Genomic DNA, 20,737 nt, shown 5'->3' with positions numbered 1-20,737 from the left:
GCAGCTGCGAACTCCAGGGAGAGTAGACAGATCCTCAGACCAATCACAAGCTCATATCGTCGACATCACACCGGAATCACGGCCCGTGTTCGATCGCCTACCAACAGCGGAGCTTTGTCCGGTTTGATGGTCCTTCATGCCGGCGCGACCGCCCGAAATGCGACGTCACGTCAGTGTGCCGGCAAGCTCGGAGGGGCGTGCGGCGAGCGGAGCTCGGGACTGAATTCGACCGGAAGTTCGCGCAATCCACGCATGATCAGGCCACCGCGCCAGCGCAGGTTCTCCGGGCTTTCGGCCAGCCGGAGATCGGGCAGCCGGGAGAGCAGGGTGGACAGCGCCGACCGCCCCTCCAGCCGGGCCAGCGGGGCTCCGATGCAGTAGTGGATGCCGTGCCCGAAGCCCAGGTGGGGGTTGTCGCTCCGGGCCAGGTCGAGGGTGTTCTCGTCGGCGAACCGGGCCGGGTCGCGGTCCGCCGCCGCCAGCACCACCAGCACCGGGTCGCCGACCGGGATCTCCACCCCGCCGATGGTCAGCGGCGCGGTCGCGAACCGCCAGGTCGCCAGCTCCACCGGCCCGTCGTAGCGCAGGAGTTCCTCGATCCCGGTCTCCAGCAGCGCCGTCTCACCGCGCACCACCGACTCCTGCAGCAGCGCCCGCTGGTCCGGATTGCGCAGCAGCGCGTACGTCCCGTTGCCGATCAGGTTGACCGTCGTCTCGAACCCGGCGAAGAGCAGGATGAAAGCCATCGCCGCCGCCTCGTTCTCGGTCAGGTGCTCACCGTGGTCGCTCGCCCGGATCAGACCGGAGATCAGGTCGTCGCCGAGATCGGCCCGCTTGCGGTGGATCAGCTCCAGCAGGTACGCCCGCATCCGCTTCACCGCCCGCCCCACACCCCCGCGTCGGCCCCCGCCGTGTCCCGGCTTCGTGTGCCGCACCATCATTCCGGCCCAGTCGCGGAAGTCGTCCTGGTCCTCGGCCGGCACGCCCAGCATGTCGCAGATCGCGTAGATGGGGAGCGGGAAGGCGAACTCGTGGATCAGGTCCGCCGAGCCGCGCTGCGCGAAGCCGTCGATCAGCCGGTCGGTCAGCTGCTGCACCCGCGGCTCGAACTCGGCCACCCGGCGCGGGGTGAACGCCTTCGACACCAGGCGGCGCAGCCGGGTGTGGTCCGGCGGGTCGATGTTCAGCAGGTGGGTCATCAGGTCCGCCTGCCGCTCCCCGGGGATGCCCACCCGGCCGGTGCGGTGCGCCTGCTCGCTGTGGTGCGCCGGGTTCTTCGACAGCCGGCTGTCCGCGAGCGCCTGGCGGGCGTCCGCGTACCGGGTCACCAGCCAGGCCTCCACCCCGCTCGGCAGCTCGGTGCGGTGCACCGGGGCGTGCTCGCGCAGCCAGGCGTAGGCGGGATACGGGTCGGCGGCGAACTCCCAGGTGAAGAGCTGCGGGGCGGGCTGGGCGGCGGGCTGGGCGCCGTCGGGCTGAGCTGGCATGGGTCGACCGTAACCGCTGGACCGGACGCGCCCGGACGACCACCGGGGCCGCCGCCGCGTCACCGGTTCGCCAACCGCCCGTGAGCGGTGCGCGAGCGGCGCGCCGACACTCCGCGAACGGGGCGTGGACGGGCCGTGGACAGCCCTTGGAGAGCTCTTGGCCGGGCGGCAGGCGTGAGCCTGGTCACCTGCGGGGTAATCCCTGTTGCGGAGGGTCAGGACGTGCCTACGATCCTCCGCAGTACGCGTGGGCGCCGGTGCGGTGTCGCCCACAGGGAGGAGCAGACCATGCGGGTCAGCGGAGCAGTCGTCGTCATCGCGGTACTCGACGGCGGTTCGGGAGCCGACCTCGCCCGCCGGTTCACCGCGGCCGGCGCCGCCGGGATGCTGATCGCCGACCAGCACGTCGGGATCGCCGAGGACCTCGCCGCCGAACTCGACCGGCCGGGCTGCCCGGTGGTGGGCGTCTGCGGCGACATCCGCCGGCCCAGCGACGTCGCCGCCCTGGTCGACACCGCCGAGAAGCACCTCGGTCCGATCGACCTCTTCTGCGTCGCCGGCCCGAAGGGCGAGCGGGTCGTCTCCCTCGCCGACCTGCCCGACCACCTCGACCTGGAGCGCCTCGCCGAACTGGTCGCCCTGATCGGCGAGGCCATCGGCGAACTCGTGCCGCCGCAGCGGCGCCCCGCCGGGACCACCGCCACGGCCGCCTGAGCCGTCCGTCCCGTCCTACTCCGGCTTGAGCCCCTCGGCCGCGCGCACCGCGTCCCGGTAGCCGCGCGCGGCCGAGCGCAGCGCCGCGTCCACGTCCACCCCGGCGTCGTGCGCCCGCTGCGCCACCGCGAGCAGCAGCCGGCCCGCCGACTCCGCGGTCAGCTCGGCCGGCAGCTCGTACGGCTCGTCCGGCACCTCCGTGAAGCCGGCCCGGCGCACCCGGGACACCAGCTTCGCGGCGTAGGCCAGCGCGGGCAGCCCGGCCGGCACGCCGTCCAGGACGGACTCCCGGTCCGCCTTCTCGGCCGCCTTCAGCTGCTCCCAGTTCGCCTCGACCTCGGCGGCACCGCCGGCCTCGACGTCCCCGAACACGTGGGGGTGCCGGTACACCAGCTTGTCCACGATGTCCCCGGCCACGTCGTCGACGGTGAACGGCTCGGTGGGGTGCTCCTCGGCGATCCGGGAGTGGAAGAACACCTGCAGCAGTACGTCGCCCAACTCCTCGCGCAGCGTGCCCCGGTCCCCCTCCTCGATCGCCTCGACCAGCTCGTAGGCCTCCTCGACCAGGTACTTCACCAGGCTCTCGTGGGTCTGCTCGGCGTCCCACGGGCAGCCGCCGGGCGAGCGCAGCCGGTCCATCACCGAGGCGAGGTCCAGCAGCCGGGCCCCCGGCAGGTCGTACGAGCCCGGAAGGACCTCGATCTCCGGCACCTCGCCGGCGTGCTCCACCGCGAGGCGGGCCAGCGCGTCCGTCAGCCCCGGGTCCCCGTCCGGGCCGCCCAGCCACACCGTCGGCCCGGCGTCGGCCGGCTGCCCGGTCAGCATCCGGGCCAGGGCCGGCGCCGACCCGGCCGGGACCACCTCGACCGCCACCCCGGCCTGCCGCACCGCCGCCACCTGCGGGTGCCCCTCGTCGGCGACCAGCACCCGCCCCGCCGAGCGCAGCGCCTCCCAGGCCGGCCAGGACAGCAGCCCGGGGGCCACCCGGTGGGTGGTGGTCAGCAGGATCAACTTCGCGCCCGGTGCGCTCACCGGCACAGCATTCGTCGTCACACCTCGAACCTACCCGCCCCGCCCGCCCCGGTCCCTGCCGATCCCGGGACGGCGACGGCGGCGGTGACAGCGACGGCCCCGGACCGGAGTCCGGGGCCGTCGCTGGAGGCGGTGCTACTTCTTCGCCCCCGCCAGGTCGTCGAACATCGCCGACAGGAACTCGGTGCACCAGCCCAGCAGCTCCCGCCCGACCAGCGGCTTGCCGCCGATCCGCCCGGTGCTCGGCCGCGGCACCAGCAGCTGCTGGGCCGCCGCCTTGACCTGGCTGCGCGGGTAGAGCCGGTTCAGCCGCAGCTGCTGGGACTCGCGCAGCTCCACCGGACCGAAGCGGACGTTCGCCCCCTGGAGGGTGATGTCCGAGATCCCGCACCGCCGGGCGTACAGCCGCAGCGCGGCGACCAGCAGCAGGTTCTCCACCGGCTCGGGCAGCTTCCCGTAGCGGTCCACGAGCTCGTCCCGGACCTGCTGGATGTCCGCCTCCGAGTTGACCGCCGCGATCGAGCGGTAGGCCTGCAGCCGCAGCCGCTCGCCGGGCGCGTAGTCGTGCGGCACGTGGGCGTCGACCGGCAGCTCGATCTTCACCTCCAGCGGCTCCTCCTCCGGCTCCGCGCCGCCGTTGGCCAGCGACTCGCGGAACTCGGCCACCGCCTCGCCGACCATCCGCATGTAGAGGTCGAAGCCGACCCCGGCGATGTGCCCGGACTGCTCGCCGCCGAGCAGGTTGCCGGCGCCGCGGATCTCCAGGTCCTTCATCGCGACGTACATGCCGGCGCCCATCTCGGTGTGCTGGGCGATGGTGGCCAGGCGCTCGTGCGCCGTCTCGGTGAGCGGCTTCTCCGGCGGGTACAGCATGTACGCGTAGCCGCGCTCGCGGCCGCGGCCGACCCGGCCGCGCAGCTGGTGCAGCTGGGAGAGGCCGAAGGTGTCGCCGCGCTCGACGATCAGGGTGTTGGCGTTGGAGATGTCGATGCCGGACTCCACGATCGTGGTCGACACCAGGACGTCGAACTCCTTCTCCCAGAAGTCGACGACGACCTTCTCCAGCTGGGTCTCCCCCATCTGCCCGTGCGCGGTGGCGATCCGCGCCTCGGGCACCAGGTCCTTCAGCCGGGCGGCCGCCTTGTCGATCGACTCCACCCGGTTGTGGATGTAGAACACCTGGCCCTCGCGCAGGAGTTCACGCCGGATCGCGGCCGAGATCTGCTTCTCGTCGTACGGCCCGACGAAGGTCAGCACCGGGTGGCGCTCCTCCGGCGGGGTGGTGATGGTGGACATCTCCCGGATGCCGGTGACCGCCATCTCCAGGGTGCGCGGGATCGGCGTCGCGGACATGGTGAGCACGTCCACGTTGGCGCGCAGCTTCTTCAGCTGCTCCTTGTGCTCGACGCCGAAGCGCTGCTCCTCGTCGACGATGACCAGGCCGAGGTCCTTGAACCTGGTCTCGGAGGAGAACAGCCGGTGGGTGCCGATGACGACGTCCACCGAGCCCTCGAACAGGCCTTCCAGGACGGCCTTGGCCTCGCTGTCGGTCTGGAAGCGGGACAGCGCCTTCACCGTCACCGGGAAGTTGGCGTAGCGCTCGGCGAAGGTGGAGAAGTGCTGCTGCACCAGCAGCGTGGTCGGCACCAGCACCGCCACCTGCTTGCCGTCCTGCACCGCCTTGAAGGCGGCCCGGACGGCGATCTCGGTCTTGCCGTAGCCGACGTCGCCGCAGATCAGCCGGTCCATCGGGACGGACTTCTCCATGTCGGCCTTGACCTCGGCGATGGTGGTCAGCTGGTCCGGCGTCTCCGCGTACGGGAAGGCGTCCTCCAGCTCGCGCTGCCACGGGGTGTCCGGGCCGAAGGTGTGGCCGGGCGCCGCCATCCGCGCCGAGTACAGCCTGATCAGGTCGGCGGCGATCTCCTTGACCGCCTTCTTGGCCCGCTGCTTGGTCTTCGCCCAGTCCGCGCCGCCGAGCCGGTGCAGCGTCGGGGCCTCGCCGCCGACGTACTTGGTGACCTGGTCGAGCTGGTCGGTCGGCACGAACAGCCGGTCACCGGGGTGGCCGCGCTTGGCGGGGGCGTACTCCAGCACCAGGTACTCGCGGGTGGCGCCCTGGACGGTGCGCTGCACCATCTCCACGTACCGGCCGACGCCGTGCGCCTCGTGCACCACGTAGTCGCCGGCCACCAGGGCCAGCGGGTCGATCGCGTTGCGGCGCCGGGACGGCATCCGGCGCATGTCCTTGGTGGAGGACCGCTGGCCGGACAGGTCGGTCTCGGTGACGACGGTGAGCTTGAGCGCCTCGTCGACGAAGCCGTGCTCGATGGAGCCGCAGGCGACGTACACGACGTCCCGGGTGGGCGCCTCGGCGAGGTCGGCGACCAGCCGGGCCGGGATGCCCTCGTTGCCGAGCACCTCGGCCAGGCGGGAGGCCGGGCCGTGGCCCTCCGTCACCATGACGACCCGCCAGTCGGCGGCCAGCCGCTCCTTGACGTCGGCGATCGCCCGGGCGGTGTCGCCCCGGTAGGCCTCGACGGCGTGCATGCCGAGGGTCAGCGTGTTCGCGTCGAACTCCAGGATGGTGTCAACCGTGGACTCGCTGGTCGCGAACGGGCTGACGGACCACCAGGGCAGCCCGATATCGGCGGCGTGCTCGCGCACCTCGGCGAGCGAGCGCAGCGAGGCGGCGGAGACGTCGATGGTCTCCAGGTCGATCGGCCGGTCGCCGCCGGCCGCCGCGGCGACCCAGGAGGCCTGCAGGAACTCCTGGCTGGTGGCCACCAGGTCGGCGGCCCGGGTGCGGACCCGCTCCGGGTCGCAGACCACCGCGACCGAGCCGAGCGGCAGCACGTCGAGCAGCAGCTCCATGTCGTCCACCAGCACCGGCGCCAGCGACTCCATGCCCTCGACCGCGATGCCCTCGGCGATCTTGTCCAGGATCTCGGCCAGTCCGGGCTGCTCGGCGGACAGTTCGGCGGCCCGGGCGCGCACCTCGTCGGTCAGCAGCAGCTCGCGGCAGGGCGGTGCCCACAGGCCGTGCTCGGCGATCTCCAGCGAACGCTGGTCGGCGACCTTGAAGTAGCGGATCTCCTCGACGTCGTCGCCCCAGAACTCCACCCGCAGCGGGTGCTCCTCGGTCGGCGGGAAGACGTCCAGGATGCCGCCGCGGACGGCGAACTCGCCGCGCTTCTCGACCAGTTCGACCCGCGCGTAGGCGGCCGCGGCGAGCCGGCGGGCCACCTCCTCCAGGTCGTGCGACTCCCCGCGCCCGACCGCCACCGGCTCCAGTTCGGCCAGCCCCTTCACCTGCGGCTGGAGCACCGAGCGGACCGGGGCGACGATCACCTGCACCGGCCCGGCCGCCGGGTCGTCGGCCCGCGGGTGCACGATCCGGCGCAGCACGGCCAGCCGGCGGCCGACGGTGTCCGAACGGGGCGACAGCCGCTCGTGCGGCAGGGTCTCCCAGGCCGGGTACTCGGCGACCGCGTCGGGGGGCAGCAGCGAGCGCAGCGAGGCGGCGAGGTCCTCGGCCTCCCGGCCGGTGGCGGTGACGGCGAGCACCGGGCGGCCCCGGTCGCCGGCGGCCTGCCCGGCCATCGCGCGGGCCAGCGCGGCGATCGCGAACGGCCTGGCGGCGGGCGGTCCGACCAGGTCCAGGTGGCGGCGGCCGCCGGCCGCGGCTCCGGTGGCGGTGGCCGCCTCGATCGCCTCGGCGAGCGCCGCGTCCCGCGCGACGACATCGAGCAGTCCGGTCAGGCTCATCTGGGGTCTCTTCTTCGTCCCGTGGCTGGTGCTGCCTCCGGGCGGCGAGAGGCCCGCCGGGGCAACGCGAACGGCCCGGCGCGCCGAGCGGCCGGGGGTCTCCAGCCTACGCCGCGGCACGGACGGGCACGCGGCGTACGAGCCCGGCGGGGCCGCGCCGACCGGGCGCCGGACCGCGCGGGGGCGAACCGGCGGGCGTACCCGCCGCGCTGTCAGGGACACGACCGCGGGCGAACCACTGGACGGATCGCCGGTCGACCGGCGGACGAACGGGCCGGGCACCGGTCCGCGCCGGGCTCCGCCATCCGCCACGAACTGGACATACTCCTGTCACTGCCCGTCCATGGAGATCGCGCACCATGGTGAACGTGCCCGCCGCACCCAACCGTGGGGGATGGCTGTGGCGGCACTGTCGCACCCCCGATGGGGGTCGGAGGTGCGAGGCCGGGCGACCCTGGGTGGGGGCGCCCGCCCAAGCGCCGGGAACCGTGGCGCCCTTTCCTGGAGGGCGCCACGGGTCTCGGCCTCTTCCGCTCGTGCACCCGCTCCGCGGGGCCGCTCCGGACGTCCGCACCCGCCCGGCCGGCCGACACCGCAGCGCGGGGACTACCAGCGGGACAGGTTGATGTCGTACATCATCACCTGGTGCCCCTGGTTGGCGTTGAAGTCGTAGCGCTCCCAGGTGAAGACGGTCCAGGAGCCGAGGCCGCCGCCCAGATAGGTGACGACCTTGTTGTTGCCCGCGTCGATCCGGTCGACGTTGTAGATCCGCACCGCCATCCAGCCGTCGTTCGCGAAGCAGAGCTGCCCGCTGTAGCCGTAGTTCCAGACCTTCGCGAAATCGTCCCGGTTCCCGCAGTCGATCCGTTCCACGGCCCGCGCGGCGGTGGACGGCAGGAGCGTCGCGGCGGCGGCCGTCAGAACCGCGAGAGCACCCACCCTCCGGGCTGTGCCTTTTCTGTTCCGTCCGGCGGTACGGGGATTAGTGCGGCGAATCATGTAACCCCTCCATCGATAACGGTCGGGTTCCCGAGATTTGCACGGCGAGGCAGCACCGGACAGCTGTTTTCCGGCCAAGCCGGGCCTTCGGAGGAACTCGGGGAACGTACCCGGACGAAATGAGCTAAGGTCCCAACACGCTTGCCGTGCTTGAGGATCGGAGCAGAGCCTTGGGACGTCCCGCCCGATTCGGACGATTCGCCGCAGTCACCCTGGCGGCCGTTCTGCCGGTTTTATCCGCGGGTTGTTCGGACAGCTCCGGGAAAGGGTCCGGCGATTCCGCGCCCACCCCGCCGGAGATCGGTTCGACGGCCGCTCCGGAATCCGGCCGCGGCGGATTGACCGGACTTCCGCTCTCCGCTTACCAGGCCGACGACCGGTCTGCGGTCAAGGAGATCCAGGCGCGGAACGCGCTGATCGTCTCGTGCATGCACCGGGCCGGCTTCTCCGCTTTCACCGGGGACGGCCTGCAGGCCGCCCAGCCGCCGGACAACGCGACCGCGCTGCCGGCCGGCGCCTGGGGCTACCTCGGGGCCCGGGCCGCGGCCACCCTCGGCTTCCACCCGCCGAAGCGGACCCCGCCCCGGCCGAATCCCGCCCCGGCCGGCTCCGGTGAGGCGTACGACGGCGCCCGGGTCGACTGCGACCGGCAGGCCGCCGAACGGATCGGCTCACCGCCCGCCGCGGGCAGTCGGCTGGTGGGCCGGCTGTTCGACGAGTCGATGAAGGCCACCGCCGAGGACGCCCGGGTGGTGGCGGCCACCCGGCAGTGGAGCGCCTGCATGACCACCGCCGGGTTCGGGGCCACCACCCCGGAGGAGCTCTCGCAGCGGTACCAGACCACCCCGGAGGTCACCCCGGCCGAGCTCGCGGCCGCCCGCGCGGACGCCGACTGCACCACCGGGACCAACCTGGCCGGCCTCTGGTTCGCGGTGCTGGCCGGCTACCAGCGCCAGCTGATCGACCGCAACGCGGAGGCCCTGGCCGCCCAACAGGAGGCGGTCAGGGCCCAGGACGCGAAGCTCACCGAACTGGTCGCCGGTGCGGACGGCGGCTGACAGCCGGCGGCCGACGGCCGACGGCTAGCGGCGGCGGTAGGCCACCGTGTTGGGGGCCGCGTAGCCGGCGCCGTCGTCCACGATGATGATCTTCGGGATGATCCGGGTCTCCTCGGCGCCGTCCGCACCCTTCGCGCCCTTCGCGCCCGGCGCGCCGTCCCGCTCGGCCGCCGACAGGGGCGGCTGGGCCGGCTTCGGCGGCACCGGCGCCGGGGCGACCGGGCCGGTCACCACCTCGGTGCCCTTGGGGCCGTTGGGACCGTTGGGGTCCTTGGGGCCGTTGGGGTCGGCGAACCTGGAGACGGCCGAGGAACCCCCGACCACCGGCTGCCGCACCGCGGTCGTCCGCTCCTGCGCCCGGGCGTCCGCCCCGCCGTCGGACGGCTCCGCCTTCCGCAGGTCCGCCAACGGGATCTCCCCGGTGTCCGCCTCGGAGTCCACCGGCGCCGCGTCGGCCGGAGCCACCTCGTCGGCCGGAGCCACCGAGCCCGCCGGAGCCACCGCGTCGGCCGGAGCCGCCGGGGCCCCGGCGGCGGCGAGCGCCTCGGGCTCGATCTGCCCGACCGCCGCGCCGGTGAGCGAGGCCAGGGTGGCCTTGATGTGGTCCAGGTGCCGCTGCACGGTATCCAGCCGGGCGTCGAACGCGCGCTGCTCGCGCTCGCTCTCCGCGTGGATCCGCTCGGCCTCCCGGCGGGCCTTCTCGATCAACTGGTCGGCCTTGGCCTGGGCGTCCGTCTCCAGCTGCTTGATCTGGTTCAGCACGGTCTCCCGGTGCTGCTCCGCCTCCTTGACCCGGCGCTCGGCTGTCGCCGAGACCTCGGCCTCCTCGGCGTCGGCCTTGGCCTCGGCCGCGGCGAAGGCCTCGTCGGCCTCGCGCCGCCTGATGGCCAGCTCGGCCTCGGCGTACTCGCTCGCCTCGGCGGCGGCCACCCGGACCTTGGCGGCGTAGGCGGTGGCACCGTCACGGACGGCACGGCTCTCCCGGTCGGCCTCGGCGCGGATGCCCTCGGCCTCGGCGCGGGTGCGCTCCTCGGTGCGGCGGGCGGCCGCGTCGGCCTCGGCGCGGGTGGTGGCGGCGTACTCCTTGGCCGCCTGGGCGAGCGCCTGCCCCTCCTCGTACACCTGGTCCCGCAGGTCCTCGGCGAAGCGCTCGGCCTTCTCCCGGACGGCTCGGGCCTCGTTCGCGGCCATCTCGGCCAGTCCGGCGGCCTGGTCGCTGAGCACCAGGTAGTCCGGCTCCGGGGCCTCGTCGGCGGCGCGGCGGATGGCCTCCAGCCGGGTCTCCATCTGCCGGATCCCGGCTCCCAGGACGCTCAACCGCTCCCACGCCTCGTCGCGCTGGGCGGTCAGGGCGACCAGCGCCCGGTCGACCTGCTCGGGCGCGTAGCCGCGCCGGGCCTGGGTGAAGCCGTACTGGGGGACGGCGTCGCTCATGGGCTCTTCCCCTCGTTTCGCGGGCTGCGGAGCCCATGATCGGACGGAACGGCCGGATCCGGAACCGGTTGGTAGACCGGGGCCGGATTCGACCGTCGTGCGGACCGGAATGCGTCGAGGACCGGACGAATAGACCCATCCTCTTGCCCTATTTTGCGCAGATCCGGACGAAACCCCAACGAGGCACAGCTGTCGGGACATGCCGGAGGGGTCGTTCCGGACACCGGACGACCCCTCCTCACCTGCGAGGATCCATGACGGTCCGCTACAGCAGACCGTCCCAGAACTGCTCCAGCAGCACGGCCCACCAGGTGTCCGTGGACTGCAGGGCCGCCGGGTCGATCGCGGCGAGCTCCGCCTGGAAGTCGGTCGTCCAGCGACCGGCCTGCTCCGGCGTCAGCCCGTACCGCAGCCGCCACATCCGGCCCAGCAGGGCCAGCGCGCGGACGAACTCCGGTACACCGCTGTTGACGAAGCGGGGCGGCTGACCGGTTCCGTCGACGTCCACGGCCACCACGTTCGCGGTGCCGTACTGGACGCACAGCTGACGGCCGTAGTCGTTGCCGAGCACCAGGTAGCCGCCGAAGTCGGTGGCCGCGGGCAGGCCGCGTTCGGCGGCCAGCTCGGCCAGCGTCGGGATCGGCCGGCCCTCCTGCGCCTGGGCCCAGAAGAACGGCCCGAAATCGCGCGGCAGGCCGGCCCACATCAGGGTCTGCGACACCGGCTCGGGCACGCCCTGCCGGGAGACGGCGCGCTGCTCGTAGCGGAACAGGTTCTGCCCGAAGGCCGTCCCCAGCTCCTGGGCGAGCTGCTGGGGCGCCAGCGGGGGCAGCGGCTGGACCGACCCGGGCGCGGGCAGCGGGGCCCGGAACGGACGGACCCGCTGGGCGCCGGAGGCCAGCTGGTGCAGTTCGTCCAGGTGGTCCAGGAGCTCGGCCATCCCGGCCTGCCGGGAGGCGTGGTCACGGCCGTACGGGGCGGTGTGGGTCAGCCGCACGTTCGGCCAGGAGGCCGCGATCATCCGGTTGCAGTAGCCGCCGGGCAGGTCGCAGGACTCCAGCTCGGTGTAGAGCTCCAGCACCTGCTCCGGGGGCACGTTCAGCCGGCGCAGGTCCTGCAGGATCTTCCACTCCGGGTGCGGGGTGCCGGGCTCGCTGCGGTGCAGCAGCTTCTGTTCCGAGCCGTCCGGGCCCCGGTAGCTGAGCGCGGCGAAGTAGCCCGGGCCGACCGCGGGCACCCCGGGCGGCACCGGCGCGCCCGGTGGCGGGCCGGTGACCGGAGTCGGCGGAACGACGCCGGGCGCGGCGCCCGCGTTCGGGTAGCCGTACCCGGCCGCGGGCGCGGCGGGGGCGGCCGGACCACCGGGCGGCGGCGGGACGGCGGGGCCGCCGGACGGCGGGGTGCCCGGGTCCGCCGGGCCGCCGAGCAGCGCCGGGTCGATCGCGCTGGCCAGCTGGGTCGCCTCGTACGCCACCCCGGCGCCTGCCGGGGCGGGCGCGCCCTGCGGGGCCGGGGCGGGAGCCGCACCGGCGCGCAGGCCCGCCGGCGGCGGGGGCGGCGGGGCCGAACCGGCCGAACGGCCACCGGGGCTGCCGGCGGGCGCACCGGAGCCCGGGGTGTGCCGCAGCTCGGCGGGCGGGGGCGGCGGCGGAGCCGAGCCCGGGGCGCGGCCCAGCCCGCCCGCACCGGACGGACCGGACGGGCCGGACGGGCCGGGCGACCCGCCGCGCAGCGCACCCGGCGGGGGCGGCGGCGGGGCCGACCCCGGGGCGCGGCCGAGGCCGCCCTGGGCCGCGGCGGCGGGCGGGGCCGCCGGGCCGGGGGCACCCGGCAGACCGGCCAGCCCGCCGGGCGAGGCCAGCATGGTGGGCGCCTGCTCCACCGGGGCACCCCCGGCGGGCGGGGCGGCCGGGGTGCCGGGCGTGGCGAGCATGGTCGGCGCCTGCTCCACCGGGGCGCCGGGCGGGGTCGCCGGGGCACCGGGCAGGCCCATCAGGCCGGGCATCGCGTCCGGCGGCGCGAGCAGCGTCGGCGCCGGTTCGACGGCCGCGGCGGGTGCCGGGGCCGGCGGGGCGACGGGCGGCACGGCCGGGGGCCGGGCGGTCGAGGGCTGGGCGCCGACCGGCGGGACCGGGGGCATGCCGTGGCTGCCGCTGCCCGGGGGCATCAGCATGGTGGCGGCCTCGGCCCCGGCGGGGGCGGGCGCGTCTGGCAGGTCCGAACCGGAGGTGCGCAGGCCCTCGGGCATCAGGACGGTCGCCGCCTCGGCCCCGACCGGGGCGGCCGACGGGCCGGGCGCGACCGGCGGCGGCACCGGCGCGGCGGCCGGCGGCCGCGGGGCGACGGGCGGCTCCTCGCCGGGCGGCGGTGCCAGCATGGTCGGCGCGTCCCCGGCGGGGCGGTCGGAGACCGGCGGCTCGGTCAGCACGGCCGGCGCGGACGGCACGGCGGGCGCGGACGGCCCGGACGGCACCGGCACGGGCGGCTCCGCGGCGGCCACCGGAGCGGCCGCTGCGGGAGCCGGAACAGGCGCCGGAGCCGGAACGGGCGCCGGAGCCGGAGCAGGAGAAGGCGCGGCGGCGCCGCCCAGCTTCTCCGCCTCCGCCGCGATCGCCGCCGCCCCCGCCTCCTGCAGCCACTGCGGCGGGCTGAGCAGGAAGGAGGTGGCCTCCACCGGACCCGGTGCGGGCTTCGCCGCCCCCGCCGGGTTGGCCGCGACCGGCCGCCCGTACACCTCCTCGTACTGCCGGACCACCTCGTTGACGGGCAGCGCGGGCCACAGCGTGCTGGCGCCCGAGTCACGGGCGATCACCAGCCGCGCCTCACCCGAGCCCGAGCCCGGCCCGGACCCGCCGTCGGCACCGGCACCGGCACCGGCCGCCGCCTCCGCGGGCGAGACCGCCCAGCAGACGAAGCCCAGGTCGAACTCCCGGACCCGCACCTCGCGCTGCTGCCCCTGCGGCACGCCGCCGTTGATCCACTCCTCGGCGAGCTCCTGCGCCTGCGCGTACGTCACCACGCCCGGTTCACCCCTGTCCCCGTCGTCCCCACTCGTTCCCTCAACGCCGTTCCCGCGGTCATGTCAGTCCACCGGGACGGCCCGGGCGAACCCGCCGTCCACCATCAGCTCCGCGACCGTCTCCAGCTCCGGCGGGCTGCCGGCCAGCCGCAGCAGGAAGGCGTCGAAGTCGTCCCCGCAGGGCAGCAGCAGCCGGGCGCAGCGATCCTCCGGTGCCTCCGGGGCTCCGGAGTCGCGGGCGTCGTCGTACAGGTGGAACCAGACCGAGCCGACCCGGTCGCCGCGCACCTTGAGCGCGACGATGCCGCCCTGCGCGTAGGCGATGCCGAGGTAGTCCTTGGTGAGGTGGTCGCGCAGGCACTTGTTGGCGTACACGACGTCCTCGGTGCCGTACTCCTCGGTGAGGGTCAGGAACGGCTGGTCGAACAGCATGCCGAGCTCGGTGTCCAGCGCCACCCCGACCGGGCGGCGGCCGCCGCCCAGCTTGAGGAAGGTCCGGTAGGCGCCGGGCAGCCGGTAGCCGAGGCGCTCCTCGGCGCGCTGCACCAGGTCCTCGGGGACGCCGATCGGGTCCCCGCCGTCCTTGGCCAGCGAGAAGTGGACGGGCCGGCGCTCCTGCAGCGGGCGGGTACCGCGGCGGGAGTGGTCGGCGGGCGAGGTGGCCAGGCCGCCGTGGTGCCGCAGCAGGGCCTTGACCTCGACCGGGACGAGCTCCATCCGGCGCCAGCCGGGGGCGGCCCGGCCGACCGCGTGGTGCCAGGTCCAGCCGGGCGGGGTGGCCACGGCGGTCTCCAGGTCGGCCCAGAGCGGGTGGCCCTGGGTGAACAGCGCGACGTTGGCCGAGACGTAGTCGGTGAGCCGCAGTTCGTCCACGCCGAAGCCCTCCGGCGGGTCGGCGACCTCGGCCGCCGCGGCGGCGTACGGGCCGAAGTCCGGGTAGCCGGACTCGTCCACCCGGACCCCGGCCGGGTGCCGCTCCGCGCGGACCGGGTCCGGGAACTGCACCACCTGACCTGCGTACGCCGCGTTCGGTGCGGCGGCGACGCCGGGCCGACCTGTCGTCATCTGGGAGCCCCCACTGGCTGCTGCAAATTCTCCGGTGCGCTTGCTGGGCCCCAGCCTATTGGTTCACCCGCCCGGGCGATCCCCCGCACCCGGAGCCCGTTTCCGACACCTCCACGAGCCGCGGTCGCCGTGCCGCCGTGAGGTCCGGGTCCGGCGGCGGGCCGAGCGGTTCCCGGGTGGTCGGCGTCATCGGCCCGGCGCCCCAACGTCCGGAGCGGACACCGGAGTCGGCCCCTCCGGAGGGTGCCCGCGCGGCCGGCCGCGCCCCCTCGGCCGTTGCCGGAACCGTACCGGCCGGGGCCCGGGACGGGGGGCGGTTTCGGTAGATCGGCGGACAAGTCATGACGAGGCCGTGCGGATCCGGCCCGGGTGCGGCCAGGATGCGGAAGGACCGCGGGCGCGATCCGCCGGGAACCGCACGGGTGTTCGCCCCGCCCGCACCCCGGTTGTGCGCTTGTCGGTGTCGAATGACAGGCTTGCCCCGGACCCCACGGGGCCCGACAGGAACCGGACCGCCAGGAACGAGGAGGAGGACGCCGCATGACCACCGGTGAGCCGGCGGGCCCGCCCGTGCTGCGCCACCACCGCGACAGCCTGCTGCCCGCCGTCGCCGCCGCACTGTCGCTCAAGGGCGGTGAGGTGCACACCCTGGCGGGTGACAAGGACGACCGGCGCCCGGTCCTGCACCCGCTGGTCGGCGATTTCCTGGACGCCCTGCCGGTCGAGGCCCGCGAGCGGTTCACCGGCCGCTGCCCGGAGGCCGTCCTGCTCTCCCAGTACCTGACCACGGTCGACGGGAAGCGCTCCAAGCGCGCCGCCCGCAAGCCGATGAGCCTGCACGAGGCCCGCAAGGCGCTCAAGGGCGCCCGGATGACGACCCTGCGGATCCGCGAGGAGGGCGACCCGGCGCACGGCACCCACGCCCCGCCGTGCCGCTCCTGCGGCCCGATGCTGGAGCACTTCACGGTGCTGAGCGTCGCCGTCGGGCCGCCGGCGCGCTGAGCCGTCCGCACGCCGGACGCCCGCGCCCGCAGCCCCTCGTACGCCCCCGTCCCCGAGCTCCCGGAGCACACCCTGAATCCGCCCAGCCCGCCCCCGCCCGCACCGGCCACCCTCGTCCCGGGCACCCCGCCCCCGGCCGGCACCGGACGGACCCGCCCGCGCTTCCCCGCCGACGTCGCCGCCGAGCTCAAGGCCTCCGGCTGGCACCCCGGCCGCTGGCAGATCCGGCAGGCCGAGGAGTGGGCCGACACCCTGGCCGGGTACGGCGGTCCCGGCGGCGTCCCGCACGCGGTGTTCCCGGCGGCCGTGGAGGCCTGGGCCGAGTTCGGCGGCCTCGCCTTCGACCTGTCCGGCCCGGGCCGCCAGCTGGCCCGCACGCCCTTCCTGATCGACCCGATGTGCGGCCTGCACCAGCCGCGCACCCTCTTCGACCTCGGCCGGGCGCTGGGCACCCAGCTCGCCCCGCTCGGCGAGGAGGCGTACGGGCAGGCACTGCTGGCGGTCGACGAGGAGGGCCGGGTCTACAGCCTGGACCACACCGGCGAGTGGTTCCTCGGCCACGGCATCGACCAGGCGATCAGCGCCCTCGTCCTGGGCACCGCCCCGGAACGACTGCGCACCGCCGGGGAGTACGCGCCCTGAGGTCTGCCGCCGCCCCGTAGCCGGGAGTTCGAGGACGGACCCTAGGGCAGGACCTGACCCAGCCGGTCACCCCGGACGGCCAGCCGGGACGGCAGCACCGCCTCCACCCGGAACCCGCCGTCCGCCTCCGGTCCGGACGAGAAGGTGCCACCCAGCGCGATCACCCGCTCCCGCATCCCGACCAGCCCGTTGCCGCCGCTGGGCAGTTTCGCCGCGCCCCGCTCCCCGCCCGGACAGGCGTTCACCACGCTCACCCGCACCCCGTTCGGCGCGTACGCCAGCAGCACCGACACCTGGGCGCCGTCCGCGTGCTTGTGGGCGTTGGTCAGCCCCTCCTGGACGACCCGGTAGGCGGTCTGCTCGGCCTCGCCGGTGAACTCCTGCCGGCTGCCGCTGACCGTCAGCGTCACCGCCATCCCGGCCGCCCGTGACTGGTCCACCAGCCGGGGCAGCCCGGAGAGCGAGCCCGGCTCCGGCTGCCGCTCGTCGTCCATCCGCAGCACGCCGAGGATCTCGCGCAGCTCGTTGAGCGCCTGCCGGCCCACCTCGCCCATCAGCTTGGCGCTCTGCGCGGCCTTCTCCGGGTCCTTGACGACTATTCGCTCCAGGGCCCCGGCGTGCACCACCATCAGCGAGACCCGGTGCGCCACCACGTCGTGCATCTCCCGGGCGATCCGGGTGCGCTCCTCCAGCCGGGCCCGGCGGGCGCGCTCCTGGGCCTGCTCGGCCAGCAGGTCCAGTTCGGTCTCCAGGCCGTGCGCCCGGTCCTTGAGCGACTCGATCAGCCGCCGCCGCGCCCCCACGTACAGGCCGGTCACCACCGGGGCGACGGTCAGCCCGACCGCGACCAGCAACGAGAACAGGATCTGGATCCACAGCGGCGGCTGCTCCGCCGGAGAGTCGCCCGGCACGATCAGCGTCACCGCGATCACGGCCGCCGCCTCGGCGAAGGCCAGTCCGGACAGCGCCACCACCCGGCGGCGCCGGGAGGGCCACTCCCAGGTCTCCGCCAGCGTGTACAGCGACACCACCAGCAGCACCACGCCCAGCATCCCGGGCGTCACCAGCAGCGTCGCCAGCACCGGTACGGCCGGCCAGCGCCGGCGCACCACCAGCGAACCGCCGGCCACCGTGCCGAGCACCGCGATCCCGATCGCGCCCGCGAGGCTCACATGGATCCGCGCGGACAGGAAGGCGATCGTGCCGGCCGAGCACTCGACCGCGGCGAGCAGCGCCAGCCCGATGTCGAGGAGGGCGCTGCGCCGCCGCTTCCACCACCAGAACGACCGGACCGGCACGCGCTCCCCAGGCGACTTGCTCATGCCCCAAAGACTAAGCGGCGACCCCTCCCCTTCCCCACCGGTATTGCCGGGTACGCCTCCCCGCATCCCCAAGTGGTCCAGACCACGGACGGTTTTCGGCAGCTCTGTCCGCCATCCGGCCACCTCTCGGACAGCAACCGCCCCGACACCTATGCTGGTCGCGTCGGACAGCGCGGTCCGCACGCGTCACACCCGCCACACTGCGCGTGGACCTGTGACGATGAGCCGTTGCCGAACCCCACCACCACAGGGAGCCAGCCGTGACCGCTCCGGTCCCCACCCCGGCGGACAGCCCCACCGTCCTCGCCGCCGGCGCAGCCGCAGACAACTCGGCCCTGCGCGCGGACATCCGCCGCCTCGGCGACCTGCTCGGCGAGACGCTGGTCCGCCAGGAGGGCCCCCAGCTGCTGGGCCTGGTCGAACAGGTCCGCCTGCTCAGCCGCACCGACGGCGAGGCCACCGCCGAACTCCTCTCCGACATCGACCTGGACACCGCCGCCAAGCTGGTCCGCGCCTTCTCCACCTACTTCCACCTCGCCAACGTCACCGAGCAGGTGCACCGCGGACGGGAGTTCGCCACCCGCCGCGCCCGCGAGGGCTCGCTGCTCGCGCAGACCGCCGACCAGCTCGCCGACGCCGACCCCAAGCACCTCGAAGACACCCTGGCCCACCTCGCGGTCCGCCCGGTCTTCACCGCCCACCCCACCGAGGCCGCCCGCCGCAGCGTGCTCAACAAGCTGCGCCGGATCGGCGAACTCCTCGACCGCATCCACCACGAGGAGCTCGCCTCCGGCCTGGCCGCCGCCGACCCGGCCCGCACCAGCAGCGCCAAGCGCTCGGCCGACCGCCGCCTCGCCGAGGTCATCGACCTGCTCTGGCAGACCGACGAACTGCGCATCGCCCGCCCCGAGCCCACCGACGAGGCCCGCAACGCCGTCTACTACCTGGACGAGCTCTACCGCGAGGCCGTCCCCGAGGTCCTGGAGGAGCTGCACGAGGAGCTCGCCCGGGTCGGCCTCAGCCTGCCCGAGGGCGTGCGCCCGCTCACCTTCGGCACCTGGATCGGCGGCGACCGGGACGGCAATCCCAACGTCACCCCGCAGGTCACCTGGGACGTCCTCAACCTCCAGCACGAGTACGGCATCAAGGACGCCCTGGACGCGATCGACGACCTGCGCAACACCCTCTCCACCTCCGAGCGGCTGGCCGGCGCCTCGGTCGAACTGCTCGCCTCGCTCAACACCGACCTGCACCGGCTCCCCGAACTCAGCCCCCGCTACAAGCGGATGAACGCCGAGGAGCCGTACCGCCTCAAGGCCACCTGCATCCGGCTCAAGCTGGAGAACACCCGCGAGCGCCTGGCCGGCGGCACCCCGCACGTCGAGGGCCGCGACTACGTCGGCACCCGCGAGCTGATCGCCGACCTCCGGCTGATCCAGGACTCGCTGCGCGCCCACCGCGGCGAGCTGATCGCCGACGGCCGCCTCGCCCGCGCCATCCGCACCATCGAGGCCTTCGGCCTCCAACTCGCCACCATGGACGTGCGCGAGCACGCCGAGGCCCACCACCACGCCCTCGGCCAGCTCTTCGACCGGCTCGGCGAGGAAGCCTGGCGCTACGCCGACATGCCCCGCGAGTACCGGCAGAAGCTGCTCGCCAAGGAGCTGCGCTCGCGCCGTCCGCTCGCCCCCACCCCGGCCCCGCTGGACGCGGCCGGCACCAAGACCCTCGGCGTCTTCAACACCATCCGCGAGGGCTTCGAGCGCTTCGGCGACGAGATCGTCGAGAGCTACATCATCTCGATGTGCCAGGGCGCCGACGACGTCTTCGCCGCCACCGTGCTGGCCCGCGAGGCCGGCCTGATCGACCTCCACTCCGGGATCGCCAAGATCGGCATCGTGCCGCTGCTGGAGACCACCGAGGAGCTCCAGCAGGCCGACCGCATCCTGGACGAGATGCTCTCCGACCCCTCCTACCGGCTGCTCGTCTCGCTGCGCGGCGACGTCCAGGAGGTCATGCTCGGCTACTCCGACTCCTCCAAGTTCGGCGGCATCACCACCTCCCAGTGGGAGATCCACCGCGCCCAGCGCCGGCTGCGCGACGTCGCCCACCGCTACGGCATCCGGCTGCGGCTGTTCCACGGCCGCGGCGGCACCGTCGGCCGCGGCGGCGGCCCCTCGCACGAAGCCATCCTGGCCCAGCCCTGGGGCACCCTGGAGGGCGAGATCAAGGTCACCGAGCAGGGCGAGGTCATCTCCGACAAGTACCTGCTCCCCTCCCTCGCCCGGGAGAACCTGGAGCTGACCATCTCCGCCACCCTCTCCGCCTCCGCGCTGCACACCGCCCCGCGCCAAGCCCCCGAGGAACTGGCCCGCTGGGACGCCGCGATGGACCGGGTCTCCGAGGCCGCCCACACCGCCTACCGCGCCCTGGTCGACCAGGAGGACCTGCCGAAGTACTTCTTCGCCTCCACGCCGGTCGACCAGCTCGCCTCGCTGCACCTGGGCTCCCGCCCGTCCCGCCGCCCCGACTCCGGCGCCGGACTGGACGGCCTGCGGGCCATCCCGTGGGTGTTCGGCTGGACCCAGTCCCGCCAGATCGTGCCCGGCTGGTACGGCGTCGGCTCCGGACTCGCCGCCGCCCGCGCGGCCGGCCTCGGCGACGTGCTGGACGAGATGCACGGCCAGTGGCACTTCTTCCGCAACTTCCTGTCCAACGTCGCCATGACGCTGGCCAAGACCGACCTGCGGATCGCCCGCCACTACGTCGAGCAGCTGGTGCCCGTCGAGCTGCGGCACATCTTCGACCAGATCGTCGCCGAGCACGAGCTCACCCTGCGCGAGGTGCTGCGGCTCACCGGCGAGAGCGAACTGCTGGAGCACAACCCGGTGCTGAAGCAGACCTTCACCGTCCGCGACGCCTACCTCGACCCGATCTCCTACCTCCAGGTCGCGCTGCTGCGCCGCCAGCGCGAGGAGGTCGCGGCCGGCCGCCACGAGGACCCACTGCGCGCCCGCGCCCTGCTGCTCACCGTCAACGGCATCGCCGCCGGCCTGCGCAACACCGGCTGACCGCCGCCCGGACGTGGGGGGGGGGGGGGGGGGGCCGCCCCCCCCCCCCCCCCCCCCCCGGGGCCCCCCCCCCCCCCCCCCCGGGGGCAGAGCCCCCCCCACGGCCACCCCGCCGGCGGCCACC

13 protein-coding genes are annotated in these 20,737 nt (G+C 74.6%); 5 read left to right on the top strand and 8 right to left on the bottom strand.

Translation table 11 applies throughout. The features are described 5' to 3' along the window. Positions 1-170 precede the first annotated feature (170 nt). Positions 171-1,487 carry a cytochrome P450 gene (locus tag ACIRVF_RS01265; protein ID WP_402812033.1) on the bottom strand — a complete coding sequence of 439 codons (1,317 nt, stop codon included), beginning with the start codon at positions 1,485-1,487 and terminating at the stop codon, positions 171-173. 288 nt (positions 1,488-1,775) lie between these two features. Between ACIRVF_RS01265 and ACIRVF_RS01260 the strand changes: the two genes are divergently transcribed. Then, complete coding sequence (locus tag ACIRVF_RS01260) at positions 1,776-2,201, top strand: SDR family NAD(P)-dependent oxidoreductase (RefSeq protein WP_402812031.1); 426 nt, start codon at positions 1,776-1,778, stop codon at positions 2,199-2,201. A gap of 15 nt (positions 2,202-2,216) precedes the next feature. On the opposite strand, the gene ACIRVF_RS01255 is transcribed toward ACIRVF_RS01260, so the two are convergent. The 3 genes from ACIRVF_RS01255 to ACIRVF_RS01245 form a co-directional block, all read right to left on the bottom strand. Continuing rightward, on the bottom strand, positions 2,217-3,254 hold the full coding sequence (locus ACIRVF_RS01255; protein ID WP_402812028.1) for a MazG family protein: 1,038 nt from the start codon (positions 3,252-3,254) through the stop codon (positions 2,217-2,219). A gap of 114 nt (positions 3,255-3,368) precedes the next feature. Next, on the bottom strand, positions 3,369-7,001 hold the full coding sequence (gene mfd, locus ACIRVF_RS01250) for a transcription-repair coupling factor (protein ID WP_402812026.1): 3,633 nt from the start codon (positions 6,999-7,001) through the stop codon (positions 3,369-3,371). 606 nt (positions 7,002-7,607) lie between these two features. Then, entirely contained in the window at positions 7,608-7,940 is a 333-nt protein-coding gene (locus tag ACIRVF_RS01245) for a beta/gamma crystallin domain-containing protein (protein ID WP_402812023.1), read from the bottom strand. 398 nt (positions 7,941-8,338) lie between these two features. Between ACIRVF_RS01245 and ACIRVF_RS01240 the strand changes: the two genes are divergently transcribed. Beyond that, positions 8,339-9,058, top strand: a complete 720-nt coding sequence (locus ACIRVF_RS01240; protein ID WP_402812020.1) for a hypothetical protein — start codon at positions 8,339-8,341, stop codon at positions 9,056-9,058. A gap of 24 nt (positions 9,059-9,082) precedes the next feature. On the opposite strand, the gene ACIRVF_RS01235 is transcribed toward ACIRVF_RS01240, so the two are convergent. From ACIRVF_RS01235 to ACIRVF_RS01225, 3 genes are all read right to left on the bottom strand, one after another. Then, positions 9,083-10,492, bottom strand: a complete 1,410-nt coding sequence (locus ACIRVF_RS01235) for a hypothetical protein (protein WP_402812017.1) — start codon at positions 10,490-10,492, stop codon at positions 9,083-9,085. 265 nt (positions 10,493-10,757) lie between these two features. Further along, a complete protein-coding gene (locus tag ACIRVF_RS01230; protein WP_402812014.1) occupies positions 10,758-13,511 on the bottom strand; it encodes an SUKH-4 family immunity protein in 2,754 nt (917 codons plus the stop codon). Positions 13,512-13,574: 63 nt separating this feature from the next. Next, positions 13,575-14,576, bottom strand: coding sequence for an SMI1/KNR4 family protein (locus ACIRVF_RS01225; RefSeq protein WP_402812012.1), 1,002 nt, complete (start codon positions 14,574-14,576; stop codon positions 13,575-13,577). A 540-nt stretch (positions 14,577-15,116) separates the two neighbouring features. Between ACIRVF_RS01225 and ACIRVF_RS01220 the strand changes: the two genes are divergently transcribed. Then, a complete protein-coding gene (locus tag ACIRVF_RS01220; protein ID WP_402812009.1) occupies positions 15,117-15,578 on the top strand; it encodes a YwqJ-related putative deaminase in 462 nt (153 codons plus the stop codon). Positions 15,579-15,650: 72 nt separating this feature from the next. Beyond that, a complete protein-coding gene (locus ACIRVF_RS01215) occupies positions 15,651-16,220 on the top strand; it encodes an SUKH-3 domain-containing protein (RefSeq protein WP_402812933.1) in 570 nt (189 codons plus the stop codon). 41 nt (positions 16,221-16,261) lie between these two features. Here ACIRVF_RS01215 and ACIRVF_RS01210 read toward each other — a convergent pair whose 3' ends face one another. Next, positions 16,262-17,542, bottom strand: a complete 1,281-nt coding sequence (locus tag ACIRVF_RS01210; protein WP_402812007.1) for a sensor histidine kinase — start codon at positions 17,540-17,542, stop codon at positions 16,262-16,264. Positions 17,543-17,802: 260 nt separating this feature from the next. Between ACIRVF_RS01210 and ppc the strand changes: the two genes are divergently transcribed. Continuing rightward, entirely contained in the window at positions 17,803-20,613 is a 2,811-nt protein-coding gene (ppc, locus tag ACIRVF_RS01205) for a phosphoenolpyruvate carboxylase (protein WP_402812004.1), read from the top strand. Positions 20,614-20,737: the final 124 nt, after the last annotated feature.

The organism is Kitasatospora sp. NPDC101157, assembly GCF_044768255.1.
Taxonomy (GTDB): Bacteria; Actinomycetota; Actinomycetes; order Streptomycetales; family Streptomycetaceae; genus Kitasatospora.
Note: the sequence above shows the minus strand (reverse complement) of the source record. Positions and strands in the feature narration are given on the sequence as shown.